The 25,272-nt window shown below is 45.5% G+C and carries 22 protein-coding genes and 1 riboswitch; of the genes, 11 read left to right on the plus strand and 11 right to left on the minus strand.

Features of this window, described 5'->3' with window-relative positions; translation table 11 throughout:
* Positions 1–123: 123 nt before the first annotated feature.
* On the minus strand, positions 124–423 hold the full coding sequence (locus ABR189_RS26360; protein ID WP_354663487.1) for a hypothetical protein: 300 nt from the start codon (positions 421–423) through the stop codon (positions 124–126).
* Position 424: 1 nt separating this feature from the next.
* Complete coding sequence (locus ABR189_RS26365; RefSeq protein WP_354663488.1) at positions 425–685, minus strand: hypothetical protein; 261 nt, start codon at positions 683–685, stop codon at positions 425–427.
* 574 nt (positions 686–1,259) lie between these two features.
* Between ABR189_RS26365 and ABR189_RS26370 the strand changes: the two genes are divergently transcribed.
* The gene (locus tag ABR189_RS26370; RefSeq protein ID WP_354663489.1) at positions 1,260–1,478 is read left to right on the plus strand and encodes a helix-turn-helix transcriptional regulator; all 219 of its coding nucleotides are present in this window, start codon (positions 1,260–1,262) and stop codon (positions 1,476–1,478) included.
* A gap of 47 nt (positions 1,479–1,525) precedes the next feature.
* Here ABR189_RS26370 and ABR189_RS26375 read toward each other — a convergent pair whose 3' ends face one another.
* From ABR189_RS26375 to gcvP, 3 genes are all read right to left on the minus strand, one after another.
* A complete protein-coding gene (locus ABR189_RS26375) occupies positions 1,526–1,840 on the minus strand; it encodes a hypothetical protein (RefSeq protein WP_354663490.1) in 315 nt (104 codons plus the stop codon).
* Positions 1,841–1,908: 68 nt separating this feature from the next.
* Complete coding sequence (locus ABR189_RS26380; protein ID WP_354663491.1) at positions 1,909–2,370, minus strand: hypothetical protein; 462 nt, start codon at positions 2,368–2,370, stop codon at positions 1,909–1,911.
* 138 nt (positions 2,371–2,508) lie between these two features.
* A complete protein-coding gene (gene gcvP / locus ABR189_RS26385; protein WP_354663492.1) occupies positions 2,509–5,376 on the minus strand; it encodes an aminomethyl-transferring glycine dehydrogenase in 2,868 nt (955 codons plus the stop codon).
* Positions 5,377–5,619: 243 nt separating this feature from the next.
* Between gcvP and ABR189_RS26390 the strand changes: the two genes are divergently transcribed.
* Positions 5,620–6,114, plus strand: coding sequence for a YkgJ family cysteine cluster protein (locus tag ABR189_RS26390; protein WP_354663493.1), 495 nt, complete (start codon positions 5,620–5,622; stop codon positions 6,112–6,114).
* Positions 6,115–6,151: 37 nt separating this feature from the next.
* Here ABR189_RS26390 and ABR189_RS26395 read toward each other — a convergent pair whose 3' ends face one another.
* Positions 6,152–7,408, minus strand: a complete 1,257-nt coding sequence (locus tag ABR189_RS26395) for an MFS transporter (protein WP_354663494.1) — start codon at positions 7,406–7,408, stop codon at positions 6,152–6,154.
* A 141-nt stretch (positions 7,409–7,549) separates the two neighbouring features.
* On the opposite strand from ABR189_RS26395, the gene ABR189_RS26400 reads away from it, so the two are divergent.
* Together ABR189_RS26400 and ABR189_RS26405 are read left to right on the plus strand one after the other, a co-directional pair.
* Positions 7,550–8,767 (plus strand): PQQ-dependent sugar dehydrogenase, encoded by a 1,218-nt coding sequence (locus ABR189_RS26400; protein ID WP_354663495.1) that lies wholly within the window; start codon positions 7,550–7,552, stop codon positions 8,765–8,767.
* Positions 8,768–9,055: 288 nt separating this feature from the next.
* On the plus strand, positions 9,056–11,197 hold the full coding sequence (locus ABR189_RS26405) for a carboxy terminal-processing peptidase (RefSeq protein WP_354663496.1): 2,142 nt from the start codon (positions 9,056–9,058) through the stop codon (positions 11,195–11,197).
* 80 nt (positions 11,198–11,277) lie between these two features.
* Here the strand turns inward: ABR189_RS26405 and ABR189_RS26410 are convergent, their stop codons facing one another.
* The 3 genes from ABR189_RS26410 to topA all read right to left on the minus strand — a co-directional run bounded on the left by ABR189_RS26410 (position 11,278) and on the right by topA (position 17,135).
* Positions 11,278–13,623: an ABC transporter permease gene (locus ABR189_RS26410; RefSeq protein WP_354663497.1), complete on the minus strand. Its 2,346-nt coding sequence runs from the start codon at positions 13,621–13,623 to the stop codon at positions 11,278–11,280.
* A gap of 200 nt (positions 13,624–13,823) precedes the next feature.
* Positions 13,824–14,696: a transglutaminase-like domain-containing protein gene (locus ABR189_RS26415; protein WP_354663498.1), complete on the minus strand. Its 873-nt coding sequence runs from the start codon at positions 14,694–14,696 to the stop codon at positions 13,824–13,826.
* 84 nt (positions 14,697–14,780) lie between these two features.
* Positions 14,781–17,135 (minus strand): type I DNA topoisomerase, encoded by a 2,355-nt coding sequence (gene topA / locus ABR189_RS26420; RefSeq protein WP_354663499.1) that lies wholly within the window; start codon positions 17,133–17,135, stop codon positions 14,781–14,783.
* A 209-nt stretch (positions 17,136–17,344) separates the two neighbouring features.
* Between topA and ABR189_RS26425 the strand changes: the two genes are divergently transcribed.
* The 6 genes from ABR189_RS26425 (at position 17,345) to ABR189_RS26450 (ending at position 20,924) form a co-directional block, all read left to right on the plus strand.
* Positions 17,345–18,115, plus strand: coding sequence for a Rossmann-like and DUF2520 domain-containing protein (locus ABR189_RS26425; protein ID WP_354663500.1), 771 nt, complete (start codon positions 17,345–17,347; stop codon positions 18,113–18,115).
* 116 nt (positions 18,116–18,231) lie between these two features.
* A complete protein-coding gene (locus ABR189_RS26430; RefSeq protein ID WP_354663501.1) occupies positions 18,232–18,567 on the plus strand; it encodes a 2Fe-2S iron-sulfur cluster-binding protein in 336 nt (111 codons plus the stop codon).
* A 30-nt stretch (positions 18,568–18,597) separates the two neighbouring features.
* Positions 18,598–18,837, plus strand: a complete 240-nt coding sequence (gene iscX, locus ABR189_RS26435; protein WP_354663502.1) for a Fe-S cluster assembly protein IscX — start codon at positions 18,598–18,600, stop codon at positions 18,835–18,837.
* A gap of 24 nt (positions 18,838–18,861) precedes the next feature.
* On the plus strand, positions 18,862–19,383 hold the full coding sequence (locus tag ABR189_RS26440; protein ID WP_354663503.1) for a KdsC family phosphatase: 522 nt from the start codon (positions 18,862–18,864) through the stop codon (positions 19,381–19,383).
* 30 nt (positions 19,384–19,413) lie between these two features.
* Complete coding sequence (locus ABR189_RS26445) at positions 19,414–20,355, plus strand: geranylgeranylglycerol-phosphate geranylgeranyltransferase (protein WP_354663504.1); 942 nt, start codon at positions 19,414–19,416, stop codon at positions 20,353–20,355.
* Positions 20,355–20,924 (plus strand): Maf family protein, encoded by a 570-nt coding sequence (locus tag ABR189_RS26450; RefSeq protein ID WP_354663505.1) that lies wholly within the window; start codon positions 20,355–20,357, stop codon positions 20,922–20,924. The genes ABR189_RS26445 and ABR189_RS26450 overlap by 1 nt, the downstream gene beginning before the upstream one ends.
* Before the next feature lie 62 nt (positions 20,925–20,986).
* On the opposite strand, the gene ABR189_RS26455 is transcribed toward ABR189_RS26450, so the two are convergent.
* Positions 20,987–22,168, minus strand: a complete 1,182-nt coding sequence (locus ABR189_RS26455; protein ID WP_354663506.1) for a homoserine dehydrogenase — start codon at positions 22,166–22,168, stop codon at positions 20,987–20,989.
* A gap of 82 nt (positions 22,169–22,250) precedes the next feature.
* Positions 22,251–23,429 (minus strand): trans-sulfuration enzyme family protein, encoded by a 1,179-nt coding sequence (locus tag ABR189_RS26460; RefSeq protein WP_354663507.1) that lies wholly within the window; start codon positions 23,427–23,429, stop codon positions 22,251–22,253.
* Between the two features lie 187 nt (positions 23,430–23,616).
* Positions 23,617–23,735: riboswitch (SAM riboswitch) on the minus strand.
* A 189-nt stretch (positions 23,736–23,924) separates the two neighbouring features.
* Here ABR189_RS26460 and ABR189_RS26465 point away from each other — a divergent pair.
* Positions 23,925–25,214: a DUF2851 family protein gene (locus ABR189_RS26465; RefSeq protein WP_354663508.1), complete on the plus strand. Its 1,290-nt coding sequence runs from the start codon at positions 23,925–23,927 to the stop codon at positions 25,212–25,214.
* Positions 25,215–25,272: the final 58 nt, after the last annotated feature.

A 25,272-nucleotide genomic window follows, 5' to 3' on the forward strand; every position in this document is an offset into this window, starting at 1 on the left:
GAAACGAGGAGAAATTGACCATAACGATGTTGGGCAAATGAATTTGTACATAAGGTAAAAGGGACGCAAAAGCGTCCCCTTCTCACATTACGGGTTATCAAACAATAATTCCCTCAAACAGCCTCAATTATTAACCGCCGAGCGCAATTGCACCCCTTGGGGCAAATACAGCAACTCAACTGCCATTGCTCCATCCACATTGGGGATTCCTTTTTGAAGCTCCTTTTTCATAGCAGGGATTAACTGTGGCTTTTTATGCCCGGCGATAGCTAAAATACTGCCACCTTCTTTTTCTATATAACCACTGCCAATAAAACTGCCACAAGATTCCCAAGTTTGAAATTCAATTTTCAATGTTTGGTTTAAGGGCAGTTTATGATTCCCTTGCCGATAAAAAATAAAATAAACGGTGTGGTTCTTCATGTTACTGGTTTTTAGAATTCAGGATATGTATTACTTCTATTAGTCTATCTATGTTTTCATATAGTGCTACGATAGATTGCATATTGGCATGTTCATCACTCAATGCTGCCGTAAACCATTCCCATAAGGCTGACCGGACTTCAGCAAGTGGATATTCGCAACAGAAAGCTTCTAAAACCTGCTGAGGATTTCTCAACTGGTCAATTGTTAAGCGGAAGGGTTTATTATGCCACTCCGGATAAGAAATTTTCACATCTTTCATAAAGCAGTAGATTTAGAGAAAAAGCAATACAAGTGCAACAAACACAGGATTTCATCTTGTACTCCTAGTGGTTAGAATATTTCAGACACAACAACTCCTATGGCCTTGTGCTATCAGCTTTAAAATTCTTTGGGCGGAAAATGAAACAATTAATTAGTGGAGGCCTGTGGGTTAACTATAATAAAACAAGGTGCAGGCTATTCTTACTGGCGCTGAAGGGCTACGACACCCCTGACTCCAAATAAGAACGCCCACACCTGTGATGTGAGCGATTTACCTTATTTCCCGGAGTCATGTGAAAGGTCGTAGTTTTCAGTCGCCGAGTATAAAGCAAACGCGCTTAAATTATTTTAAGTGTTCGCAAAGCTACATTCCTAAGATGTATTTAGGAACATTTTTTTCATATCAATGTGATTAATTAAAATAATTCTATTTCAAATAAAGATAACAATTATTATCATTATTACAAATTAAATAATCAATATTATATCTTTAATTATCATTATTATGACTATATTTTAACTATAATGACTAATAATCAGTTAATTATATTCGCTTATTAGCTCAAAAGCGTATGGAAAAAGTAGAGTATAACAGAATAAAGGTTGTGCTTGCTGAAAAAAAGGTAACCAATAAGGATTTAGCAATCCATTTAAATATTAAGCCGGAAACAGTTTCCAGGTGGTGTACCAATGATAGCCAACCTAATGTAGCTACTTTGTTTAGGATTGCCAGGTTCTTAAGGGTGAAGGTCTGTGCTTTATTGCAAGATGTAGATACCATAACAATATAGAAAGCCTATACTTATCGATGAGGTATTTTAAAGCACCTTGAGATGCCTTACTTGTTTTTAATATCTCTGCCTGGTATCAGCATGGCTTTTTCTACCGATTGATGGAACATTTCCTGGTGTCTTTTGCGTTCCCCATCATTGCGGTAGTCTTCAAAATCTTTCATGTTGGTGAAGGAGATGACATGCACTTCATCCGGTACTTCTGTATCATCTTCCTTCTTGTCGGTCTGGATCCGAAATTCCAAAGTGCCGTTATAGGCAGGAAGCAAGGGGAGTACTTTATTTTCGTAGGAATGAAACATGTCCCGCTGTCCTTTTTTCAAGTATACCAGTAAGGTGAAGTAGATCTTTGGATCACTCATAGATGTTGGCAGCTTTAGGTATACTAAATATACTATTTGTAATGATCCTGTTAAAATAATGGGGTAATTTATAGGGATGTTTTTTTTCCTCTTATAAATCCTGCTAAAAGATTAAAGACGAATAGAAATTGACCGGAAACAAAAAGCAGCAAGGCAATTATAAATGGAAGATGGGGCATTATCATATAGCTTTCGTAAGCACTCAGATTATAATAGCTAGGTGAGGAAGGAGGAGTGGGGGTGGCCCCAAAAGGGAAAACGATGTATGTTATCCAAAAAATGAAAATGCTGGCGATATGCAGGTATTGTAATGTGATAAACTGGCGATAATTGGAAGAGAGGAAATAGAGCAATGTTTCCAGCCCCAATAAGAACACCAGGCATGCTGTTATAAAGCCCCCGCTGAGTACAAAGTATGTATCATGTAAATGGATATCCGTAGTGGTGTTGCCGTAAAGAATGTAGTTGGCAATAACAATAATGCTGCTTACAAGCAGCATTAAGCGTTTGGGATGTAGGATTTCAGGCATGTAGATAATATAAGTGCGGATAATGAGATACTAATATACATTTTCTATTATGGAGCAAAAACAGTTAGTTCGCCTGGTATAAAGTAAAAGGGCCGGCCCTGATGGCCAGCCCTGTATATCAACAATTGTTTCCCTTGATTATGCTTCTGCTTCTTCATAAGCACTTACCGGTTCGCAGGTGCAGATGAGGTTTCTATCGCCATGTGTATTATTCACGCGGCTGATAGCAGGCCAGAATTTATTTGCTTTCACATATTCCAGCGGGAACGCTGCCTGTTGGCGGCCATAAGGTAATGACCAGTCATCGGCGGTGATCACAAACTGGGTATGTGGCGCATTTTTAAGTACGTTATTCTGCTTGTCGGCGCTACCGTTTTCTACTGCGCGGATTTCTTCGCGGATAGACAGCAAGGCGTCGCAGAAGCGGTCCAGTTCGGCTTTATCTTCACTTTCCGTAGGTTCGATCATGATAGTGCCGGGTACGGGGAAGCTTAAAGTAGGCGCATGGAAGCCATAGTCCATCAGGCGTTTGGCCACATCTTCCGCTTCAATGCCAGCGCTGGCTTTGAAAGGACGGAGGTCTACAATAAACTCGTGTGCGCAGGTACCGCCGCTGCCACTGTATAGAATGTCGTATGATTTTTCCAGTCTTGCCTTCATATAGTTCGCATTGAGGATAGCATATTCAGATGCCATTTTCACGCCTGTAGTACCCAGCATACGGATGTAAGCATAGGAAATAAGGAGGATGCTGGCAGAACCAAATGGTGCTGCAGATACGGCATTGGCTTTTGCATCAGCCTGCAGGGATACGTGGCCAGGCAGGAAAGGCGCCAGGTGTTTGGCTACACAGATAGGGCCCATGCCAGGACCACCACCACCATGTGGGATGGCAAATGTTTTGTGCAGGTTCAGGTGGCATACGTCTGCGCCGATCAGTCCTGGTGCGGTTAAGCCTACCTGGGCGTTCATATTGGCGCCATCCATGTATACCTGACCACCATATTGGTGAACAGTAGCACAGATGTCTTTTACACTCTCTTCATAAATACCATAGGTAGAAGGGTAGGTAATCATGATACCTGCCAGGTCTTTCGCATGTGCTTCCGCCTTGGCTTTCAGATCAGCTACATCGATATACCCGTTTTCCAGTGCTTTTACCACTACTACCTTAAAGCCGGCCATTACTGCAGAAGCAGGGTTGGTACCGTGTGCAGAGATGGGGATCAGCATGATATTACGGTGTCCTTCACCACGGCTTTCGTGGAACTGGCGGATCACCAGCAAACCGGCATATTCGCCCTGTGCACCACTGTTAGGCTGCAGGCTGCAGGCATCAAAACCGGTGATCTTGCTTAAATAATCGCCCAGTTCATCTGCAATCTGGAGATAACCACCCACCTGATCCTTAGGTGCAAAAGGATGCATTTTGCTCCAGTGGCTCCAGCTTAAAGGGATCATTTCGGTTGCTGCATTCAGTTTCATGGTGCAGGAACCGAGGGAGATCATGGAAGTATTGAGCGACAAATCCTTGTTTTCCAGGGATTTGAGGTAGCGCATCATTTGAGATTCGCTGTGGTGGCTGTTAAACACCGGGTGCAGCAGGTAAGGTGAAGTACGTTGCAGGCTGGCAGGAATATTATTACCTTCCTTCAGGTTAGCTGCCTGCACAGGTGCTGCACCAAATACTTTGATGATATCATTTACATCATTGATGGTAGCCGTTTCATCGAGGGAGATACCAATCAGGTTATCTGCCAGGTAACGGAAATTGATATCCGCAGCAGCAGCGTTAGCTTTTACAGCAGCTATATCCGCACCCGTTACAATGATGGTATCAAAGAACTGCGTGGATTTCAGCTGTAATCCTTTTGCCTGCAGGCTTTGCGCCAGCGCATTGGTCAGCAGGGATACCCTGGTGGCAATGTCTTTCAGGCCCTGAGGTCCGTGATATACTGCATACATAGCCGCCATATTAGCCAGCAATGCCTGTGCAGTACAGATATTGGAAGTAGCTTTTTCACGTTTGATGTGCTGTTCGCGGGTTTGCAATGCCATGCGTAATGCGCGTCCACCCTGGGCATCGATGCTCACCCCGATAATACGGCCGGGGATAGCACGTTTGAAATCATCCTTTACTGCAAAGAAAGCGGCATGAGGACCGCCAAACCCTAATGGTACACCAAAACGCTGTGCAGAACCCAATGCCGCATCAGCACCCAGTTCGCCGGGAGAGGTCAGCAGGGTTAATGCCAACAGGTCGGTAGCCATCGCTACATAAGCCCCTGCAGCATGCACCTGGTCTATGAAGCTACGATAGTCTGCTATCGTACCCAGGTTGTCCGGGTATTGTACCAATGCGCCAAAGTAACTTTCATCCAGCTGTGTGGTTTTGTAATCTCCGGTCACTACTTCGATATGCAGTGGGGTGGCACGGGTATATATTACATCCAGTGTTTGTGGAAACACCTGGTTGTCTACAAAAAATTTAGGGCGGGTAAGCTTATCATGGTCTTTGTTCAATGCGCTGAAGAACATGGCCATGGCTTCTGCAGCAGCAGTAGCCTCATCCAGTAGGGAAGCATTGGCAATGGGCAAACCGGTAAGATCACTTACCATGGTCTGGTAGTTCAGCAAACTTTCCAGGCGACCCTGGGAAATCTCTGCCTGATACGGGGTGTACTGTGTATACCATCCCGGATTTTCAAAAACGTTACGCAGAATTACACTGGGGGTAATGGTGTCGTAATAACCCTGGCCGATATAATTGCGGCATACTTTGTTTTTCAGGGAAACTGCTTTGAGGTGACGGAGGTAATCGCTTTCGCTGATGGCGGCTGGTATAGCAAGCGGCTGTTGCATACGGATAGCGCCAGGAACTGTTTTGCTGATTAATTCATCCAATGTTGATACGCCAATGGTACCCAGCATCTGGTTGGTCTGTGCTTCATTTGGCCCGATGTGACGGTGCACAAATTCATTTTGTTGAATATCAAAAAGATCCATGATATAGCAGGTAATTTGAAAGAATGCGCAAAACTATGATGATTTTTAGCAACCGCCAAACCGTTGTGATGATGTGCTAAAAGGCTGATTTGCCAGCCTTTAAAGAACTGTTTGATTGTCAGCTGATTGTCATATGTGAGGGGCTTTCAGGTACAGACATTCCTGTAGTATATCCGGGGAAAGCCCAGCTCCATGTACCTTACCCCTGTAAAACTGCACCTGCTTTTTCCTATCTTTGCGCCGATGAACGAATTATTAGAAAACTGGGAGGAAAAGGCACAGGAAAAGCAAAAGCAGAACAAACAGTACCTGCAAAAGCTGCAATCCAAAAGGGGCCGTGGTGTGGAAAAGCTGTTGCCCGATTTGCACGAAGAAGCTTTCAGCAATATAGACTGCCTGCAATGTGCCAATTGCTGTAAAACGATCAGCCCCCGGTTTAAGCCACCCGATATTAAGCGTATTGCCAAATACCTTGGCATGAAAGAAGCGGCGGTAATAGACCAATACCTGCTGATGGACAAAGAGGGGGATTATGTTACCAAATCCAGCCCCTGCCCGTTCCTGGATAGTGATAACTATTGCAGCATTTATCCTGCCCGCCCCGGTGATTGCGAAAATTACCCCTATACAGACAGCTACCATTTTTTTAAAAGGCCTAATATCACCTATCTTAATTCTACCATCTGCCCGGCTGTATATTTTGTGTTGGAAAAACTGAAAAAAGAATTGCCGCTGTAGTGGCAATACCTGCTGGTACACGGGCAGGAATAGCTGTCTAGGGCTTCAGGTCCAGTTTTCGCATGGCCGGAGAAATCACATAAGTGGTAATGACTACGCCGAGGGTAACGCATCCACCAAATACTACAGAAGGTACCAGTCCAATAGCGCGGGCCATGAATCCACTTTCAAAAGCACCCAGCTCATTGGAGGAACCTACAAACATGGAGCTCACGGAAGCTACACGTCCACGCATATCATCCGGCGTTTTCAGTTGCAGGATCGTTTGCCGGATAATCACACTCACCCCATCCAGTGAGCCGCTAAGTAACAGCACCAGCATAGACAGCAAGAAGCTTTTGGACAGGCCGAATACAATTATGCATAAGCCGAAACCAAATACCGCTGCCAGCAGTTTGATACCTGGCTTGTGTACCAGCGGTCTATGTGCGAGGATGAACATGGTAACCAGTGCACCCACAGCAGGCGCTGCCCGCAATAAGCCATAGCCCAGTGCATCCGTATGCAGTACATCGGTGGCAAAGGCCGGCAGCATGGCTACCGCACCACCAAACAATACGGCAAACATATCCAGTGCCAGGGCACCCAGTACTACCTTGGTTTGCCATACAAAGCGCATGCCTTTGGTAATACTTTCCACAAAACTTTCGCCCTGGGATTTATAGTAGATTGGTTTGGGTTTGATCTGTAACAAACTGATCAGGGGCGCTAAGAAAACAACTACTACCAGTAATATAGACCAGTGTACCCCAAACCAGTGAATACATAACCCACCCAGGGCCGGACCTATCACAGCGCCTATCTGCCAGGCGGAGCTGCTCCAGGTGGATGCATTGGCATACAGTGTCCGGGGTACCAGCAGGGAAAGTAAGGTAAAGGTTGCCGGACTGGTAAAGGAACGTATAATACCCCCGCAAAACACCAACGCATATATTAAAGCCAGCACCGTTGTTTTTGACAGGTGTTGGGTAGTCACATCCCAGGTAAGCAGAAATAATCCGGTGCCGATACCGAGGTAAGCAATCACACATTTCAGCAGTACGCCTCTTTTCTCCAGCTTATCTACCATATGCCCTGCAAAGGGGGCCAGGAGTACGGCGGGTATTACTTCTGCCAGGCCAATCAGGCCTAAGGAAAACGGATCCCGTGCCAGTTCATATACTCTCCACTCCACAATAGCGAATTGCATCGTGAGGGCAAATACAATGGCAAAACGTATAACGAGGTAATGGTTAAATTCCGGGAAACGAAGAGACGCGTATGGGTCGTTTTTTATATTTACCGAATTATCCAAGCTGAAGAATTTTGACGCAAAGATAGTAGAAAGAGCTTTTAGCTGTTAGCCTCCTGCATTTATTGTTTGAGCGGTTTATAATTGCGCAACTACTTACAGCTAAAGGCTAACAGCTAACAGCTAATAGCTTATATTTATAGTATGAAAACATGCCGCTTAATATTGGGTAGCCTGGTGTTTTTCCTGGCCAGTAGTTTTATCAGTCCTTTGTTGCCCGTAACGGGAACGGATGATGGTCCTCCGGCCCGTAAGGCGCGGTTGCAACTTGTAACTGACCATTTTATTTCTCCGGTAAACATGGCGGTACCGCGGGATGGTTCCGGCCGTTTGTTTTTTTGCCAGAAGGAAGGAAAGGTGTGGATCGTACGCAACGGACAATTATTAACGCAGCCATTCCTGGATGTAAGCGGGGAAATGGTGTCGATCAATCCGGGGTATGATGAACGTGGCTTGCTGGGTATGGCATTTCATCCACAGTTTAAGCAAAATGGTAAGTTTTATGTGTACTATAGTGTACCATCCCGTACCAGGGGGAGTAACCATAAAAGCCGGCTGGCGGAGTTTACGGTTACCGCCGGCAAACCTGATGAGGCCAATATGGCTTCTAAAAGGATAGTGATGGAAATAGAACAGCCGGAGTCTAATCATAATGGTGGGCAGATCGCGTTCGGGGCGGATGGTTACCTGTATGTTTCCCTGGGCGATGGCGGTGGTGGCGGCGACAGGCATGGCACTACCGGAAATGGGCAGGACCTGGGCACCTGGCTCGGAAAGATATTGCGTATTGATGTAAACGGAGATCCTTATCAGGTACCTAAAGACAACCCATTTGTGGGTAAGGAAGGGGTGAAACCGGAAATATGGGCATATGGCCTCCGGAATGTCTGGCGTTTTTCTTTCGACAAAGCCACAAACCGGTTATTTGCCGGGGATGTAGGGCAGAATAAATATGAAGAAGTGGATATCATCACCAAAGGGGGGAATTATGGCTGGCGTATTATGGAAGGATTCCACGATTTTAATGTACCTGCCGGCGCAGATAAAAGCGCGCTGATACCTCCTATATACGAATATGATCATGGGGACGGGATCAGTATCACCGGAGGATATGTGTATCATGGTAAGGCATTGCCGGAGCTGAAAGGGCAATATGTATTCGGGGATTATAATGGTAAAACATGGGTATTGGTACCGGTAGGGAATAAATGGGAAAGAGCGGAGCTGGAACTGAGCGGAAAACCAGCAGAGAGTTTACAGATTCTGAGCTGGGGAGAAGATGAGGCCGGAGAGCTGTATATGCTTACCAGTTCTTCCACCCGGGATGGGTTTAAAGGAGCAGTATATAAACTTGTGAAATAGCGTAGTATCTTTAGGTGTCCGAAGCGTTTGAAAGGAATCCGGAGAGCGTGGGGGCCGGACGAAGATATTTGGCCCGATATTAGGGTAAAAGGTGAGGAGTCCTGATGAGTGCAGTCAGAGAGGGACCAGTGGTAATAGGGGTTGCTGAGGTAGCCATGGGCAACGGTTAGCACGTGCTTTGCACGGTAATCTTTTGTTAAAAGCGAATCATTTTCGCAACTGGCGGGTGATTTTATTTTATATTTGGTAACGTGATAACGTTCACATAACGTTCAATCTGGATTATATATGAGAATGAAAGTGATTATACCCGTAGTGTTGCTGAGCATATCCGCAGGGGTGTTAGCCTTTAATAAATTAGGCCATACGGAAGATCCTCCGGGCCGTTACGAGGTGATTATGAGCCTGGTCGGTCAGATGATGAAAGAAGGGCACTACCAGCCTAAGCCAATGGACGATGCATTTTCCAAAGAAGTATTTACCAAGTATTTAAAGAACCTGGACGGGGAGAAGAAGTTTTTTCTCCAGAGTGATATAAAAGGTCTGGAAGGTTTATCCACGCATATTGACGATGAACTGAGAGGGGCACCGTTGGATTGTTTCCGCAGCATTAACGAGCTGATCAAGAAGCGGGTAGCAGAAGCCGCCGCTATTTATCCGCAGTTGCTGGCCCAGCCTTTTGATTTCACCCAGGAAGAAAAAGTAGTATTGGATCCGGAAAAGATAGATTTCCCGGCCGATGAAGCCGCCCGTAAGGAAGCCTGGCGCAAAGTGCTGAAATACCGCACATTGGAAAAGCTGACTGACCTCCAGGAAATGCGGGAGAAGGAAAAGGCTAAAAAAGATAGCAAAGATGATATCAGGACTAAAACGGATACGCAACTGGAGGTAGAAGCCCGTGATAAGGTGAAGAAATTGTACGATCGTTATTTTGACCGCTTAAAGAATAAGCAGAATGATAACGAACGCTTCAGCATGTACGTAAATGCTATCACTACTACGATGGATCCTCATACTGATTATTTCCCGCCAGCAGAAAAAAGACTTTTTGAAGAGCAGATGGCAGGTAAATTCTACGGTATCGGTGCCCAGCTGAAAGAAGAAGATGGTAAGATCAGGATTGTGAGCATTGTTACTGGTAGTCCCAGCTGGAAACAGGGACAACTGAAAGCCAATGATGTGATCCTGAAAGTAGCACAGGCAGATAAGGAGCCCGTGGATATTGCCGGTTATGATATAGAAGAAGCCGTGAAACTGATCCGTGGCGGTAAAGGAACTGTGGTAAAACTCACGATCAAAAGTGTAGATGGCACTGTAAAGGATGTGGCTATCACCCGTGGTGAAATTATCTTGGATGAAACCTTTGCGAAGTCTGCTATCATCAATGGAGAGCATAAGATCGGGTATATCTATCTGCCTGAATTCTATAATGATTTTAATGACCGTAACGGTGCTCGTTGTGCCGATGATGTAGCTAAGGAAATACAGAAGCTGAAAGCGGAAAAAGTAGATGGTGTGATTCTGGATCTGCGTTTTAATGGCGGTGGTTCTTTGCAGGATGTGGTACAGATGGCCGGGTTCTTTATTCCGGAAGGTCCTATTGTACAGGTACGTTCCCGTGGTGGTGATGCTGTAGTGCTACGCGACCGGGATAAAAATGTACAGTATGATGGTCCGCTGGCTATAATGGTAAATGAATACAGTGCCTCCGCTTCCGAAATTATGGCTGCAGCCATGCAGGACTATAAGAGGGCGGTGATCATTGGCAGCACGTCTACCTTCGGTAAAGGCACTGTACAGCGCTTGTTTAACCTGGACGACTTTTACCCCAGCAAAGATCCTAACAGCAGCCTGGGTGGATTAAAACTTACCCAGCAGAAGTTTTACCGTGCAAACGGTGGTTCTACGCAGCTGAGAGGGGTAGCATCAGACATCGTATTACCTGATCCTTACTATGAAGTAGGGGAGAAGAAAGATAAAGATGCACTGGCCTGGGATGAAATTCCTAAAGCTACTTACACCCCCTGGACTAATCCGGTAGATGTAGAAGCATTACAGAAGGGAAGTGCAAAAAGAGTAGCTGCAAGTGCTGCCTTTAAACTGATGAATGAAAATATCGCTACTGTCAGGAACCTGGAAAAGCAGGAAACCTATTCGCTCAATATGCAAACGTTTAAAGCAGAGCAGAAAAGCAATACAGCTGCTTTAAAGAAATATGATGCGGTGAATGACAAGGTGAAAGAACTGAACATCGTGAACATTAAATCCGACCTGGATAAAATGTCTGGTGATTCTTCCAAACTGACCAGGAATAAAGACTGGATCAAGTTCCGGGCAAAAGACATTTACCTGGATGAAGCGGTAAATGTCATGAATGATCTGATTGTACTTTCTTTACCTAAGATGAAAAGGAAGTTGCAGGAAAACTAACATAAAATATCTTGCTATATAAACAGCGCCGACCGTAAAGTGAAAAGCACTTTGGCCGGCGTTGTTTTTTATGATGGAATTTATTCTGCTTTGAGTGCTTTCACGGGGTTGGCCAAAGCTGTTTTGATACCATGAAAGCTTACCGTGAGGGCAGCAATGACAATGGCCAATATGCCTGCCAATGCAAACATCCACCAGGATAATTCAATCCGGTAGTCCATGCGCTGCAGTATTTGCTGCATAGCCCATCCTGCCAGCGGTGCCGCCAGGATAAAAGCTATCACTACCGGTTTCAGGAAGTCTTTTGATAAGGCCAGCCAGATACTGCTAACGCTGGCACCCAGAATTTTCCGGATACTCATTTCCTTATTGCGGCGCTCTGCCAGGAAAGCGGAGAGCCCAAAGAGGCCCAGGCAGGAAATAAAAATAGCCATCCCGCCAAATACATTTAACATCTGCCCGGATTGGTGGGCTTCGTTAAAAGTTTGCTGGTATTCTTCATTGGCGAAATGATATTCAAATGGAAAACCGGGGCTGTGCTTTTTTATGATCTGTTCTATCTGCGCCATCTGTTGTTGCCAGTGTTCATTATTCGAAATGCGTACAAAAAGATGCCCCATACCGCCATTTTTCAGTAAAACAAGCACTGGCTTCGTTGCAGCGGTAGGGTTATTAAACACAAAATCCTGTAATACACCCACAACAATACGGCCGCCCACCTTTGTGCCCACCGGATCTTTCAATCCCATTTTCTTTACTGCCGCCTGGTTGATAAGGCAGGCAGCGGTAGAGTCAGTGGCGTATTGCGGGCTGAAATCCCTGCCTGCTACTATTTTCTGGCCGGTGGTTTGGGTCCAGTCATATTGCACACCGGTTACATTCATGTAAAAATCCTGGTCGGCCGTTTTGCCCGGCCAGTCTACGCCATTCATAGCACCATTCAATCTTACAATATTATCATCACTGGCAGATACCCCTTTCACACCCGGAACCTGCAGGAGTTCCGCTTTGACGATATCAAATTTATTGCTGATCTCTCCCCTGGCCATGATATCTACCAGGTTTTCCGGATCATAACCCACCGGCCTGCCTTCCAGGTGACGAATCTGTTTGACGATAACAATGGTGGTAATGATCAGAAAAATAGAGATCATGAACTGGAAGGTGACCAGCCCCCTTCTCAACAGGCTGCCTCCTTTTTCGGCAGGCGCCATCTGTTTAAGCACCCGGATAGGCTGAAAGCGGCTCAGGTAAAAGGCAGGATAACTGCCTGCTATCAGCCCGGTTCCTACACCCAGGATGATCAGCAATGTCCAGATTTGCCAGTTGGCATAATCCGGAACAAATGTTTTTCCGGAAATACGCATAAATCCCGGTAGTGCCAGTTTGGCCAGCACGATCCCTAATACCAGCGCTATCAAAGACATCAGCAGCGCTTCGCTCAGAAATTGGAAAATGATCAGTTTACGGGAGGAGCCCATGGTTTTGCGCAGGCCTACTTCCAGTGCACGCCGTTCAGAGCGGGCAGTAGCCAGGTTCATGAAGTTGATACAACCTATCAGCAATATAAACAACCCTACAATGCCCAGCAGGATGATGGTATTGATGGTCCCCCCGTCAGGTTTACCGTTTCTGAAGTTACCATGCAGCCGCAGTTGGGCAAATGGGTAGGCAAACAAGGTCGTGTTTTGTTCATCCTGTTTATCCAGGAATAGTTTTTTCAGTTTCTCATTCACTACTGCCAGTTTAGCGTTAGGCTGCAGTTGTACCCAGGTTAGCAGCCGGTAGTCGTCCCATTTGGTGGCCCAGGTGTTTTCCTGCTCCAGTTGGGAGAAGGGCAGTATGACATCAAATTTGTTGCTGCTGTTGTCTGGCACATCCCGGATCACCGCAGCTATCTTTAAAGAGCGGGAATTGTTGTGCACCAGTAATTTACCCACCACATCTTTGCTATCAAAAAGTTTGATGGCCGTACGTTCGGTGATGACGATGGAGCCGGGTTCTTGGAGTGCCGCTACCGGGTTGCCCGCAAGTGCGGGAAAGCTCATCATATTAAAATAGTCGGGGTCTGCATAGAGGGTGTTTTCATAGAAGCTTTTTTCGCCTGCCCGCACCAGTTCTGCACCGCCCTGGGTGCTGCGGGCCACATATTTAAGTTCCGGTATTTCATTACGCAGGCTGGCTGCCAGCGGGCCAGGGGTGAGGCGTCCGGTACCGATATCCCCATTCATATCCTGGTTGATCATGACCAGGTGGATCTCTTTCAGATGCGCATGGAACTTATTGTAGCTGCATTCATCCACGATGACCAGGAGTATCATGATTCCCATGGCCAGCCCTACAGACAGGCCGCCTATATTGATAATAGCGGATACCTTGTTTTTGGTAAGGCTGCGCCAGGCCATTTTAAAGTAGCTTTTAAGCATTATATCGGTTTTTACCGGTTATCAGATCGTTGATATAGCATTGCCCTGCTGTCACTAAGAAAATGCCAGGATTGTATCATGCTGAAAGTCAATCTTCTATGGTTCTATAAATGGGTGTAAACTGGCCGGATTTGTACAGGGATTGTTCATAAATGAACGGCGCAGGAAGTGGTGCATAAGCAGGGATGGGAGTGAGGGTATTAATCCTCCAGGATGCTGGCCAGGTTTTTAAGTTCATCCTGTTTATAGGCGTCTTTATCGTCCTGGAAACATTTGGACAGTTCTTCCATGAGGAAGCGGATGATCTGCTTGTTGGATTGTGGTTTGAAGTAGGAGGGCACTGACGGTACCGAAACCCGCTTTAAGTAGGTGTCCACATCCTGTTGGGTATAGATCTGGCCCTGGATGGGATCTATAAAAAACAAGATCCGGTAATCGTCCGGATGAAGTGGCGCTGTAAAGTCTATAAAGGTGTCAAAATAAGCGAGGATAAACTGCCGGGGAATGTTTACCGCATATACGGGCAGGTCCAGCATAGCGCAGAGGCTCTGGTATACGATACCATTGGTGAGGGGGTTTCCTTTTTTGGATTCCATCACCTGGTTCATAAAGAACTGGTTTTTGCGCTGGTAGGATACTTCTTCCCCTTTCAGTCCAAAGTAGTTATAGATCATGCTGTTGAGCACATTGATCTGTTCCAGGGGAGTGAGATAGTTATTCAGCTCCAGCCAGATATTACGTTTGATACGTTCTATTTCCATCAGCACCTGAGCAGGCTGCAGATCGGGATATTGGTACCGGGCAGCCAGGATAGCCCCTTCCATGAGGTCGGGTACTTCATGACGGCCCCATATACGCAATGCTTCCTGAAGATCATGATAATGCACGCGATGGATGAGCAGTTCTATCCTTTCCTGGATAGATTCATCAATCGTGTTTTCCCACAGGTTTTCCAGGTTAGGGATGATTTCTTTACCGTACAATAATATTTTATTGGCTACGGTGTCGAATACTTCCTGATCCGGATCATCCAGGAGATGAAATAAAGCATGTATTTCGTTGTTCTCGTGCATATGCGCTATAAGTTGGCAGTAAGAAATCTGCAACCGGCGGTATTATACTACCGGCTGCCAACTGCCGACTGCCTGTTGCAACTATCAGGCCTTTTTCTTTTTTGCAGGTGCTTTCTTTTTAGGAGGATTGGCTTTTACGTCTTCAATGATCGCCTTCGCTTCTTCCACCGTCAGGTCGGCAGCAGTATCTATTTTCTCTTTAGGTATTTTAAAGTTCCGCAGTCCCTGTTTAATATAAGGTCCGTAAGGGCCTTTCAGGATCTGGATTTTTTCCTTTTCAAATACTTTGATCGTACGTTCACTTTTGGCGGTACGTTTTTCCGCGATTAATGGCCCTACCTCATCCAGTTCTACGGTATAAGGGTCCATTTCTTTTTTCAGGGAATAGAATTGTTTGTCATGTTGTGCATAAGGACCAAAGCGTCCAATGTTTACCACTACATCACTACCTTCAAACTGGCCCAGTGTCCGGGGCAGTTTAAACAATTCCATCGCTTCTTCCATGGTGATGGTTTCAATGCTCTGGGTAGCTTTCAGTTTGGCAAAGCGGGGTTTCTCCTCATCTTCTGCCTTACCTATCTGGATCATCGGGCCATAGCGTCCCATGCGGGCCACGATAGGTTTTCCACTTTCCTTATCTTCACCCAGCAGGCGTTCTCCCTTCACCCTTTCTGCATTTTCCAGGGTGTCTTGTACTGCTTTATGGAAGGGTTGGTAGAAGTTGTTGAGCATTTTGTTCCAGACCTGTTTACCGCCTGCAATTTCATCAAACTCTTCTTCAATTTTGGCAGTAAATCCGTAATCCATTACGGAGTCAAAGTATTGGTTGAGGAAGTCTGTAACGATCATGCCCAGGTCGGTAGGGAATAGTTTGGACTTTTCCGCACCGGTATTTTCTGAGTCGGTATTTTTGCTGATCTGGTTATCCTTGAGTAAGAGGATGCGGTATTCTCTTTTCACGCCTTCCTTATCCCGTTTTTCAACGTAGTTACGTTTCTGGATAGTGGTGATGGTAGGCGCGTAAGTAGACGGGCGGCCGATGCCCAGTTCTTCCAGTTTCTTTACCAGGCTGGCTTCCGTATAGCGTGGTGCCGGACGGGAGAATCTTTCAGTAGCCTTCATTTCTTTCAGGTCCAGCGCCTGTTTTACTGTTAAAGGCGGCAGAGAACCTTCCTGGTCTTCCTCTTCTTCCGTTACATCTTCCTCATCGCGGCTTTCCAGGTATACTTTCAGGAATCCGTCAAATTTGAGTACTTCACCGCTGGCGGTCAGTTCCTCGTGATTGGTGGAGATATCTATTTTGGCGATGGTTTTTTCCAGTTCTGCATCACTCATCTGGCTGGCAATGGTGCGTTTCCAGATCAGGTCGTACAGTCTTTTAGTATCACTGTCATCATCGGTATGATTTTCCATATAAGTGGGCCGGATGGCTTCGTGCGCTTCCTGTGCCGACTCATTTTTATTTTTGAATTTACGGTGCTGGTGGTATTTTTCCCCGAAGCTGGTGTTGATCTCTTTCTGGATATTAGCCAGGGCGGTATCAGACAGGTTTACGGAGTCGGTACGCATATAGGTGATCTTCCCGCTTTCGTACAGTTTCTGCGCCAGGAGCATGGTTTTAGACACGCTGTATCCCAGCTTACGGCTGGCCTCCTGCTGGAGGGTAGAGGTGGTAAATGGCGCCGCCGGAGATTTTTTCCCCGGTTTAACCTGGATGTCTTTAACAGTATAAGCCGCCCCTACGCATTGCTGCAAGAACTTTTCTGCGTCTTCCGCTGTTTTAAACTTGGTAGGGCCTTCGGCTTTAAAAGAGATGTTTTTACCACTGATATCTTTGCCGGTAAACCAGGCCTCAACTTTAAATGTGCTTACAGAGTTAAAAGCGTTGATTTCCCGTTCCCTTTCCACGATCAGCCTTACTGCTACAGATTGTACCCGGCCGGCAGAGAGGGAGTTGCGCATACTCATTTTGCGCCAGAGTACGGGAGATAGTTCAAAACCTACTATTCTGTCGAGGATACGGCGGGCCTGCTGGGCGTGTACCATGTTCATATCCAGCAAACGGGGTTGCCTGACTGCCTTTTCGATCGCCGATTTGGTGATTTCATGGAAAACGATCCGTTTTGTATTTACCGGATCCAGGCCTAATACCTCACATAAGTGCCATGAAATGGCTTCCCCCTCACGGTCCTCATCCGTTGCCAGCCAAACCTCATCGGTTTCCTTGGCCAGCTTCTTCAGGTCCTTCACCACCTTTTCTTTATCTTCAGGAACTATATATTTAGGTTTGAAGTTATTTGGAATGTCAATCCCCATGTCATCCTTTTCCAGATCACGGATGTGACCGAAGCAGGATTTGACCTCAAAGTCATTACCTAATATTTTTTCAATGGTCTTGGCCTTTGCTGGGGACTCAACTATAACTAGATTTTTTGCCATGAACGGTGCTTTATTGCGCTACTAAATACGCAAATTTTTGTAAAAAAAATACAAATGCGATTTTTGCAAGTATATAAAAGTAGGTTGAAAATAAAAAATAAGGCTACTTTTCTAATGTTGCAATTTTTTGTAATGTAATGAAATTAGCGGGTATGGAGCTTATTTACGTATATTCATACTTAGAGGGGCTTTTATAAAAAATAAATAAAATGGATATAGTTATTATAGGCGCTGGCAATATTGCACATTGTTTTGGTCACCTGCTGAAGCTGCATGGACATCAGGTGGTGCAGGTGATTAGCCGTAACAGGGAGCATGCGAAGGAGCTGGGTGAAATACTGAATGTACCGTATACGGACGATATGACGGATATCCATATGGATGCAGATGCCTACCTGCTGGCGGTAAGTGACGCGGCATTGCCAGAGCTGAACGACCAGCTGCGGTTGGGAAAAAGGATTGTAGCACATACTTCGGGGGCCGTATCGCTGGACGCGATTTCCCGGATCTCGACCCATACAGGTGTCTTATATCCCCTGCAATCTATCCGTAAAGAGATTAAAACGTACCCACCTATACCTATTATAATGGAGGCCAGCAATGATGAGGTACTCCGCCGGCTGCAGGCATTGGCCCAGAGTATTGCCTCCCGTATTGAGGTAATGCCATCGGCCCAACGGCTCCGCCTACACCTGACTGCCGTGTTGTGTAATAATTTTACCAACCACCTGATTGCCAGGGCCAAAGCGTATTGTGAGCAACAATCGCTGGACTTTACCCTGTTGCAGCCCATTATTAAGGAAACCTTTGACCGGTTGGAGAAATATCCGCCCCAGGCGGTGCAAACAGGCCCCGCACTCCGGCAGGACGAGATTACAATGGCTCTGCACCGCTCCCTACTGGAAGGGGACGACCAGCTACAGCTGGTGTATCAGGTATTGTCCGACAGTATTTACCAGTTTCATGCCGGTCAGCGCTAACTGCCAGGGGGGACGCTATTCATATAATATATATTATATGGCAGGCCCCCGTTTGTAATAACCTTGGTGAAGTGGCTTTTAAAAAATATTTTTGCGGTCTGTTTTAAATGATGGGCATGTATAATATTACATTTAAGTTTGAGCAGCAGGGATTGGAAGAAGTAACCGTTAAAAATGCACCGGAGGGAGACTCGATCCTGGAAGTAGCACTTAAGCACAACATCCGCCTGCATCATAATTGCGGTGGGGTATGTGCCTGCAGTACCTGTCATATTTATATAGATAGCGGGGAGGAACTGGTAGAAGAGATTACAGACCGGGAGGAGGACTTTATAGACCGGGCGCGTAATCCGCGGTTAAATTCACGTTTAAGCTGTCAGTGTATTTTACAGGAAAGTGGTGGACAGGTGCTGGTAACTATTCCGGATCAGACGTTGATCCATGGGGAATAGGTAATTAATAAATCCATAATTAATCATATTATGCTGCATTTTGAACCCCCCATTCACTGGAAAGACTATGAAGATATAGCGATTAAGCTGTATGAACGTTTCGGCGCAGAATTTACAGAGAGTAAGATCTACCGTATCCGTTTTACCGACCTGCTGGAATGGGTATTGCAGTTGCCGAATTTTGAGGGCAAACGGGAAGAATGCAATGAAGGGCATCTGGAAATGATTCAGAGTACCTGGGTATATGAATGGCGGGATAGTCAGAAATAGCTGCTTATAAAAATCAAGGATCAAATGAATGTACTTTCGCTGTTTAAGCCGGTTAAAACTTTTGTATTGGATGTGGATGGTGTGCTTACGGACGGTACAGTGCAGTTATTGCCAGGCGGGGAGTTATCGCGCAGGATGAATATTAAGGATGGGTATGCGTTGCAGCTGGCAGTGAAGATGGGCTACCGGGTGGTAATCATTTCAGGGGGCAAGTCGGAGAGCGTTGTAAGCCGGTTGCAGGGATTAGGCATCCGTGATATTTACACCGGCGTACATGATAAGAAGGAAAAGCTGGAAGATTATGTGCTGGAGCATGGTTTACAATGGGAGGAAATCCTGTTTATGGGAGATGATATCCCGGATTACCGGCCTATGCAAATGGTAGGACTGGCGGTATGTCCGGCAGATGCGGTACCGGAAATTAAAAGTATTTGCAGATACATTTCTCCTGTGGGAGGAGGTCAGGGCTGTGTACGGGAAGTAATAGAAAAAGTACTGAAGCTCAATGATCACTGGATGATGGACGACAGTGTGCGGAGCATATAGTCGTAGTACATTTACCGCAATTTTGAAACCATGAAGCTTTTACCAGCATTTTTCAGACTAATAAGATATCCTAATCTTATATATATAGCACTTACCCAGTTTTTATTGCAATACTGTGTAGTGGCACCGGTATTGGTGAAAAGCGGCGAGGTCCCTTCCTTATCCGGTGGCGAGTTTTTTTTACTATCATTATCCACCATATTAATTGCAGCCGGTGGATATATTATCAATGACTACTTCGATATCAACATTGATATTATTAACAAGCCGGATAAAATGGTGGTAGATAAGATTATCAGCCGCCGCTGGGCGATGGCCTGGCATACCATTTTTAATATGGCAGGTGTTTCCCTTGGATTTATTGTAGCCTGGAAAACCGGACAGATATACCTGGGATTAACACAGGTGATCAGTTCCCTTTTGTTGTGGTTTTATTCCACTTCCTTTAAGCGGCAGGTATTGATCGGTAATGTGGTGATATCCTTACTGACGGCGCTTTCTGTGGTGGTGGTAGGTTTTTATGAAAAACAGATCTATGAAAGCTTTGAGGCTATTATGTCTCCGGTGGGCCGTAAGCTGATCCAGATAATAGGTATTTATGCCTTATTTGCTTTTATCATCTCTATGGTACGGGAAGTGGTAAAAGACCTGGAAGACATGATAGGGGACAGCAAGGATGGTTGCCGGACCATTCCCATCGTATGGGGCATGCAGCCAGCTAAACGGTTATGTGATGGGTTGTTCCTGGCATTACAATTATTGTTGGTGATGGTGGAGCTCCGGGTATGGATCTTAGGTTGGTGGATCGCCATTGTATACCTGCTGGTATTTGTACAATTGCCTTGCATATATGCCTGGGTGTTATTAAGAAAAGCGCATCTGCCTGCCCATTATCATAAAGTAAGCTCCCTGGTAAAATGGGTGATGCTCACTGGTATTTTATCAATGATATTCTTTAAACTTTTTCTTTGATGTATAAGGGTAAACGGGTGATCCTGGCTTCTCAGTCGCCCAGGCGTAAACAATTACTGGAACAGGCAGGTGTTGCATTTGAAGTAAAGGTGGTAGCAACGGAAGAAACTTTCCCGGAGGGCATGCCAGTTGCAGAGGTACCTGTACATATTGCCCGTCAGAAGGCGGCAGCAGTAGCCACATTATGCACTTCGGAAGATATTGTGCTTACAGCAGATACGGTAGTGGTACTGGATGAGACCATTATAGGAAAACCAGTTGACCGGGAAGATGCTATCCGTATATTAACGGCATTAAGCGGGCGCACGCACCAGGTGATCACCGGTGTAGTGATCAGACAAGGCACATCAGAACAAGCCTTTTCCAAAACCACTGCCGTACATTTTAAACCACTCACACAAGAGCAGATCATTTATTACATAGATACTTATCAACCCTTTGATAAAGCTGGTGCTTATGCCATCCAGGAATGGATAGGCGCCGTAGGCATTGATGGCATCAATGGTTGTTTTTATAACGTGATGGGACTTCCGGTAAGTAAGGTGCTGGAAGTATTGGAAACGATGTAAAAAAAGAACGGCGCAAATAAATTGCGCCGTGAGATTGGTTGGTTGAGCGTAAAACGCAAATATTATTCCAGCACCAGGATGTTTACATCTTTGTTGGTAAGCCAGTCTGCTTCTTTTAATTTCTCCAGGTTAATGACCCCTACTATATAACGCCAGGTAGGAGATTCATACTTTTCAGAGATGCTGTAAAACTCGGAGAGTTCCACATGTTCCGGGTTTTTATACCGCAGGTATATTTTTAACTGTACATCATTGGTAAATGCCGGTTGGTTAGCTTGTTTGATCTTTTTGTATTCATACCGGTAGTTATAAAGCAATGCAGAGATATCTGATAATACGGCACTACCAGTAGCAGTACCACCAGCACCTTTACCTACAAAGAATTGTTTGTCGGTAAATGCGCTTTCCAGCAGGATACCATTGTACTCGTTATCCACATCCGACAGCAGGTTATGTTCTTTAATCAGGTGTGGCAGTACATAAGCAAATACGCTTCCGTTTTGACGGCGGCAGTTACCGATCAGCTTGATGGTACAGTTTCTTTGTTTGGCAAACTGGATATCAAAATCGTTCAGGTGATGGATCCCGAAGTTGAACACTTCTTCCGGCTTTACAAAAGTGCCAAAGGCATGTAATAGCAGGATAACGATTTTGAACTTAGGATCGTAGCCTTCTATATCCAGGGTAGGGTCCGTTTCGGCGAAACCTTTATCCTGTGCTTGTTGCAGCGCAGTTTCAAAGCTCAGGTTCTCTTCAAAAATTTTTGTCAGTATATAGTTGGTAGAGCCGTTGCAGATACCTTCCACTGCATTGAGCAGGTCGTTGTCATAATATTCTTCCAGGTTGCGGATAATGGGAATGCTGGCGCAGCTGGAGCCTTCATAGAGGAAAGGCACTTTGTTATCTACCTGCAGCTGATAAAGCGCCGGGAGGTTTTCTGCGATCATGCGTTTGCTGGCACTTACCACTGCTTTGCCATTGCGGAGTGCAGTGCTTACAATTTCAAAAGCCGCCTCCGTATCATTGATCAGTTCTACCACCACATCGATAGTAGGGTCCTGCAGTATTTCATTTTTATCGGTAGTAAAATAGCTGGAATCTATAGACCGTGGTTTAGAAGGATCTTTGATACATATTTTTTTGATACGGGCATTAATACCTTTTGTTCTATTGAGTACTTCGTATAACCCTTGTCCTACGCATCCGAATCCAAAAATGCCTAAATTGATGATTTTTTTTTCCATACTTTATTTATACTTCTGGTTTGATGAGCTGCAGGCTTTGCGCCGGTAGCTGTAAGCTGTTTTTATTTTGCTGAATGGTGTATTACTGTAAAATGGTAATCTGTTTGCCGGCCGGGTGATTTAATTTTTCCAGTGCCTGCTTGAGATCATTGATCAGGTCTTCCGCATCTTCAATACCAACAGACAGGCGGATGCAGGAGTCCTGGAGTCCGGCCTTTTTACGGAAGTCTTCCGGGATAACCCGGTGGGTCATGGTAGCAGGATGATTGAGCATACTTTTCACTCCTCCGAAACTTTCTGCCAGTTTAAAAAGTTTAGTAGCATTTACGATGCGGATGGCATTTTTAATGTTATCATTTTTCAGGGAAAAGCTTACCATAGCCCCATAATACTTTTGTTGTTTACGGGCGATGTGGTGGTTTTTATGAGTAGCCAGACCAGGATAAAATACTTTGTCAACCGCCGGGTGGGCTGCCAGCCAGGTAGCAACAGTCATAGCATTGCTGCATTGTTTTTCCAGGCGCAGGCATAATGTTTCGATCCCTCTCACCGTAAGCCATGCTTCAAAAGGGCTGAGGATACCACCGGAAACATTCTGGTTAAAACGTATCTGATCGGCCAGGGATTTATTGTTGACCACTACGAGGCCGGCAATCACATCGGTATGTCCCGCCAGGTATTTAGAAGCACTGTGGATCACAATATCCGCCCCTAATACAATAGGTTGCTGCACCAGAGGAGTGGACAAGGTATTATCCACTACCAGGAGGATATTATGTTGTTTGGCTATTTTACTGATAGACTTGATATCAGATATTTTAAGGGTAGGGTTGGTAGGAGATTCCAGCCAGATAATGCGGGTATTGGGTGTAATATTTGCCAGTACTTTATCTGTGTTGCTGGTATCCACATAGTTTACTTTAATACCAAACCGGTCAAACATATGATTGAATGCCTGGAAAATACCACCGTAGGTATCTTCCACTGCCATGATTTCATCTCCTGTTTTGAGCAGTTTCAGGACCGCGTCAATAGCCGCCATCCCACTGGCAAAGCCAAAGCCCGCATATCCTTCTTCCAGGTTACAGATCAGGTCTTCCAGTACCTTGCGCGTAGGATTGTTGGCACGTGAAAATTCAAAGCCCTTATTAATGCCCGGCGATTCCTGTACAAAGGTGGAGCTTTGATAAATAGGCACAGAGATAGCGCCTGTCAGCTCATCGATGGGAATGCTGTGTATTAATTGTGTAGCTGTTTTCATGTGCTGTTTTTTTAGTGGTTATCCGTAAGGTACGGATAGCCCATGTCATTCATTCACGTATGTCCGCAAATGTTCTTGTTTTAACGTAACAAATCTTTGAGAAAGGAGGGGTATGGGCAAAAAAAAAGCACTTCCGGTTGTTGGAAGAGCTCAATAATCTTAATAGGAACGAAGATGTTTCTCTGCCAACTTATCTATCTCCAGTATAGGTATACTGAAGCCGGAATTAGCACCTTTTCCCGTTTTACAACGAGATGGTTGCTAAGGCATCGCAGGGCCAAGTCCCTCCGCCTTTCTGGATAAGTCATGTAAAAGAACTGCGTGCAAAGGTAAGCGTACTTTGGTGAATTTTCCAAATGGGTATCAAATTTAATTTTATTTACGTAAATTGGTACTTTGTTCTCCTTTTATGATGTTTTTTTAACTGAAATCAGCTATCCGGGAATTTGTCATGCCGGATAAGCCGGAAGCATGCAACAATTAAACATTAATATAATGAGTGTTAACCCCCTACTCACAGAAGAGTTATTTCAGCACATCTGGCAATTCCGTTTATTTAGCCAGGAAGGGCTTACTACAGTAAGCGGCGAAAAGGTGCAGGTGATGCATCCCGGACAGCACAATCAACATGAAGGGCCTGATTTTACTGCTGCGAGGCTCAGGATCGGCGATACTTTATGGATGGGAAATGTGGAGCTGCATCTTAAAACATCTGACTGGTTCCGGCATGGGCACCAGCATAATCCCCGGTATAGCAATATCATCCTGCATGTGGTATTTGAGCATGACATTGCCGCGCCGGTAGCTCCATATACGCCTTGTATTGTTTTGCAGGAGCATATTCCCAAATTGTTATTAAAGAGGTATGAGCAGTTAAGACAATCACTTCGTTTTGTTCCCTGTGCATTTGGAGCAGCTAAGGTACCATTGCTTACCTGGTATAGCTGGAAAGAGCGGTTACTGGCCGAGCGATGGGAGCGGAAAACCAGTAATATGCAGGCCTGGCTGGTATACAACAAATACAATTGGGAAGAGGTATGCTACTGGGCAGTAGCCCAGAGCTTTGGTACACCGGTAAATGCCCTTCCCTTTTTACAGCTGGCACAATCTTTACCGCATCACTTACTGATCCGGCACAGGCCTGGTTTAATGCAGCTGGAGGCATTATTGTTCGGGCAGGCTGGGTTGTTAAAAGGAGCGTTTATAGAGGAGTATCCCCGTCAGCTCCAGGAAGAATATCACTATCTGCAGCATAAGTACCAGTTGAAGCCGCTGGTACCTTATGCATGGAATTGGCTGCGCATGCGTCCCGCCTCTTTTCCGAGTATGCGTATTGCCACTTTTGCCGGATTATTACACCAATCCTCTCATTTATTTTCCAGGATTCTGGAAACAGAAACGATTGCAGCACTGGAGCAATTATTTTCCGTACAGCCATCCGCGTATTGGCAAACTCATTACCGGTTTGATCATCCTGTTGAAAAAACTTCCCGTCCTGCCCGTTTAGCAGTACATAACATCCTGATTAATACGGTATTGCCGCTACTATTTCTTTATGGTCAGCAAAAAGGGATCCGGGAATACCAGGAAAAGGCCCTTCATCTGCTCAGCCAGCTACCTGCAGAAGAGAATAAAATCACGGCCGGATGGCACACCATGGGAGTACCCCAGCGATGCGCCCTGGAATCGCAGGCGTTATTACAGCTGAAACAATACTATTGTGACGAAAAGCGCTGCCTGCAATGTGCAATAGGTACCAAATTGCTGCGGGAGGGCATATTTTAAAAAGCTATTAGCTTTTGGCTGTTAGCCTTTAGCTGGCCATCATGATTTATGGCTAACC

The organism is Chitinophaga sp. H8 (genome assembly GCF_040567655.1).
GTDB lineage: Bacteria > Bacteroidota > Bacteroidia > Chitinophagales > Chitinophagaceae > Chitinophaga > Chitinophaga defluvii.

Excerpts from the sequence above, each read along its gene's own strand:
- ABR189_RS26360 (WP_354663487.1), bottom strand. The coding sequence starts at position 423 with ATGAAGAACCACACCGTTTATTTTATTTTTTATCGGCAAGGGAATCAT.
- ABR189_RS26365 (WP_354663488.1), bottom strand. The coding sequence starts at position 685 with ATGAAAGATGTGAAAATTTCTTATCCGGAGTGGCATAATAAACCCTTC.
- ABR189_RS26370 (WP_354663489.1), top strand. The coding sequence starts at position 1,260 with ATGGAAAAAGTAGAGTATAACAGAATAAAGGTTGTGCTTGCTGAAAAA.
- ABR189_RS26375 (WP_354663490.1), bottom strand. The coding sequence starts at position 1,840 with ATGAGTGATCCAAAGATCTACTTCACCTTACTGGTATACTTGAAAAAA.
- ABR189_RS26380 (WP_354663491.1), bottom strand. The coding sequence starts at position 2,370 with ATGCCTGAAATCCTACATCCCAAACGCTTAATGCTGCTTGTAAGCAGC.
- gcvP (WP_354663492.1), bottom strand. The coding sequence starts at position 5,376 with ATGGATCTTTTTGATATTCAACAAAATGAATTTGTGCACCGTCACATC.
- ABR189_RS26390 (WP_354663493.1), top strand. The coding sequence starts at position 5,620 with ATGAACGAATTATTAGAAAACTGGGAGGAAAAGGCACAGGAAAAGCAA.
- ABR189_RS26400 (WP_354663495.1), top strand. The coding sequence starts at position 7,550 with ATGAAAACATGCCGCTTAATATTGGGTAGCCTGGTGTTTTTCCTGGCC.
- ABR189_RS26405 (WP_354663496.1), top strand. The coding sequence starts at position 9,056 with ATGAGAATGAAAGTGATTATACCCGTAGTGTTGCTGAGCATATCCGCA.
- ABR189_RS26410 (WP_354663497.1), bottom strand. The coding sequence starts at position 13,623 with ATGCTTAAAAGCTACTTTAAAATGGCCTGGCGCAGCCTTACCAAAAAC.
- ABR189_RS26415 (WP_354663498.1), bottom strand. The coding sequence starts at position 14,696 with ATGCACGAGAACAACGAAATACATGCTTTATTTCATCTCCTGGATGAT.
- topA (WP_354663499.1), bottom strand. The coding sequence starts at position 17,135 with ATGGCAAAAAATCTAGTTATAGTTGAGTCCCCAGCAAAGGCCAAGACC.
- ABR189_RS26425 (WP_354663500.1), top strand. The coding sequence starts at position 17,345 with ATGGATATAGTTATTATAGGCGCTGGCAATATTGCACATTGTTTTGGT.
- ABR189_RS26430 (WP_354663501.1), top strand. The coding sequence starts at position 18,232 with ATGTATAATATTACATTTAAGTTTGAGCAGCAGGGATTGGAAGAAGTA.
- iscX (WP_354663502.1), top strand. The coding sequence starts at position 18,598 with ATGCTGCATTTTGAACCCCCCATTCACTGGAAAGACTATGAAGATATA.
- ABR189_RS26440 (WP_354663503.1), top strand. The coding sequence starts at position 18,862 with ATGAATGTACTTTCGCTGTTTAAGCCGGTTAAAACTTTTGTATTGGAT.
- ABR189_RS26445 (WP_354663504.1), top strand. The coding sequence starts at position 19,414 with ATGAAGCTTTTACCAGCATTTTTCAGACTAATAAGATATCCTAATCTT.
- ABR189_RS26450 (WP_354663505.1), top strand. The coding sequence starts at position 20,355 with ATGTATAAGGGTAAACGGGTGATCCTGGCTTCTCAGTCGCCCAGGCGT.
- ABR189_RS26455 (WP_354663506.1), bottom strand. The coding sequence starts at position 22,168 with ATGGAAAAAAAAATCATCAATTTAGGCATTTTTGGATTCGGATGCGTA.
- ABR189_RS26460 (WP_354663507.1), bottom strand. The coding sequence starts at position 23,429 with ATGAAAACAGCTACACAATTAATACACAGCATTCCCATCGATGAGCTG.
- ABR189_RS26465 (WP_354663508.1), top strand. The coding sequence starts at position 23,925 with ATGAGTGTTAACCCCCTACTCACAGAAGAGTTATTTCAGCACATCTGG.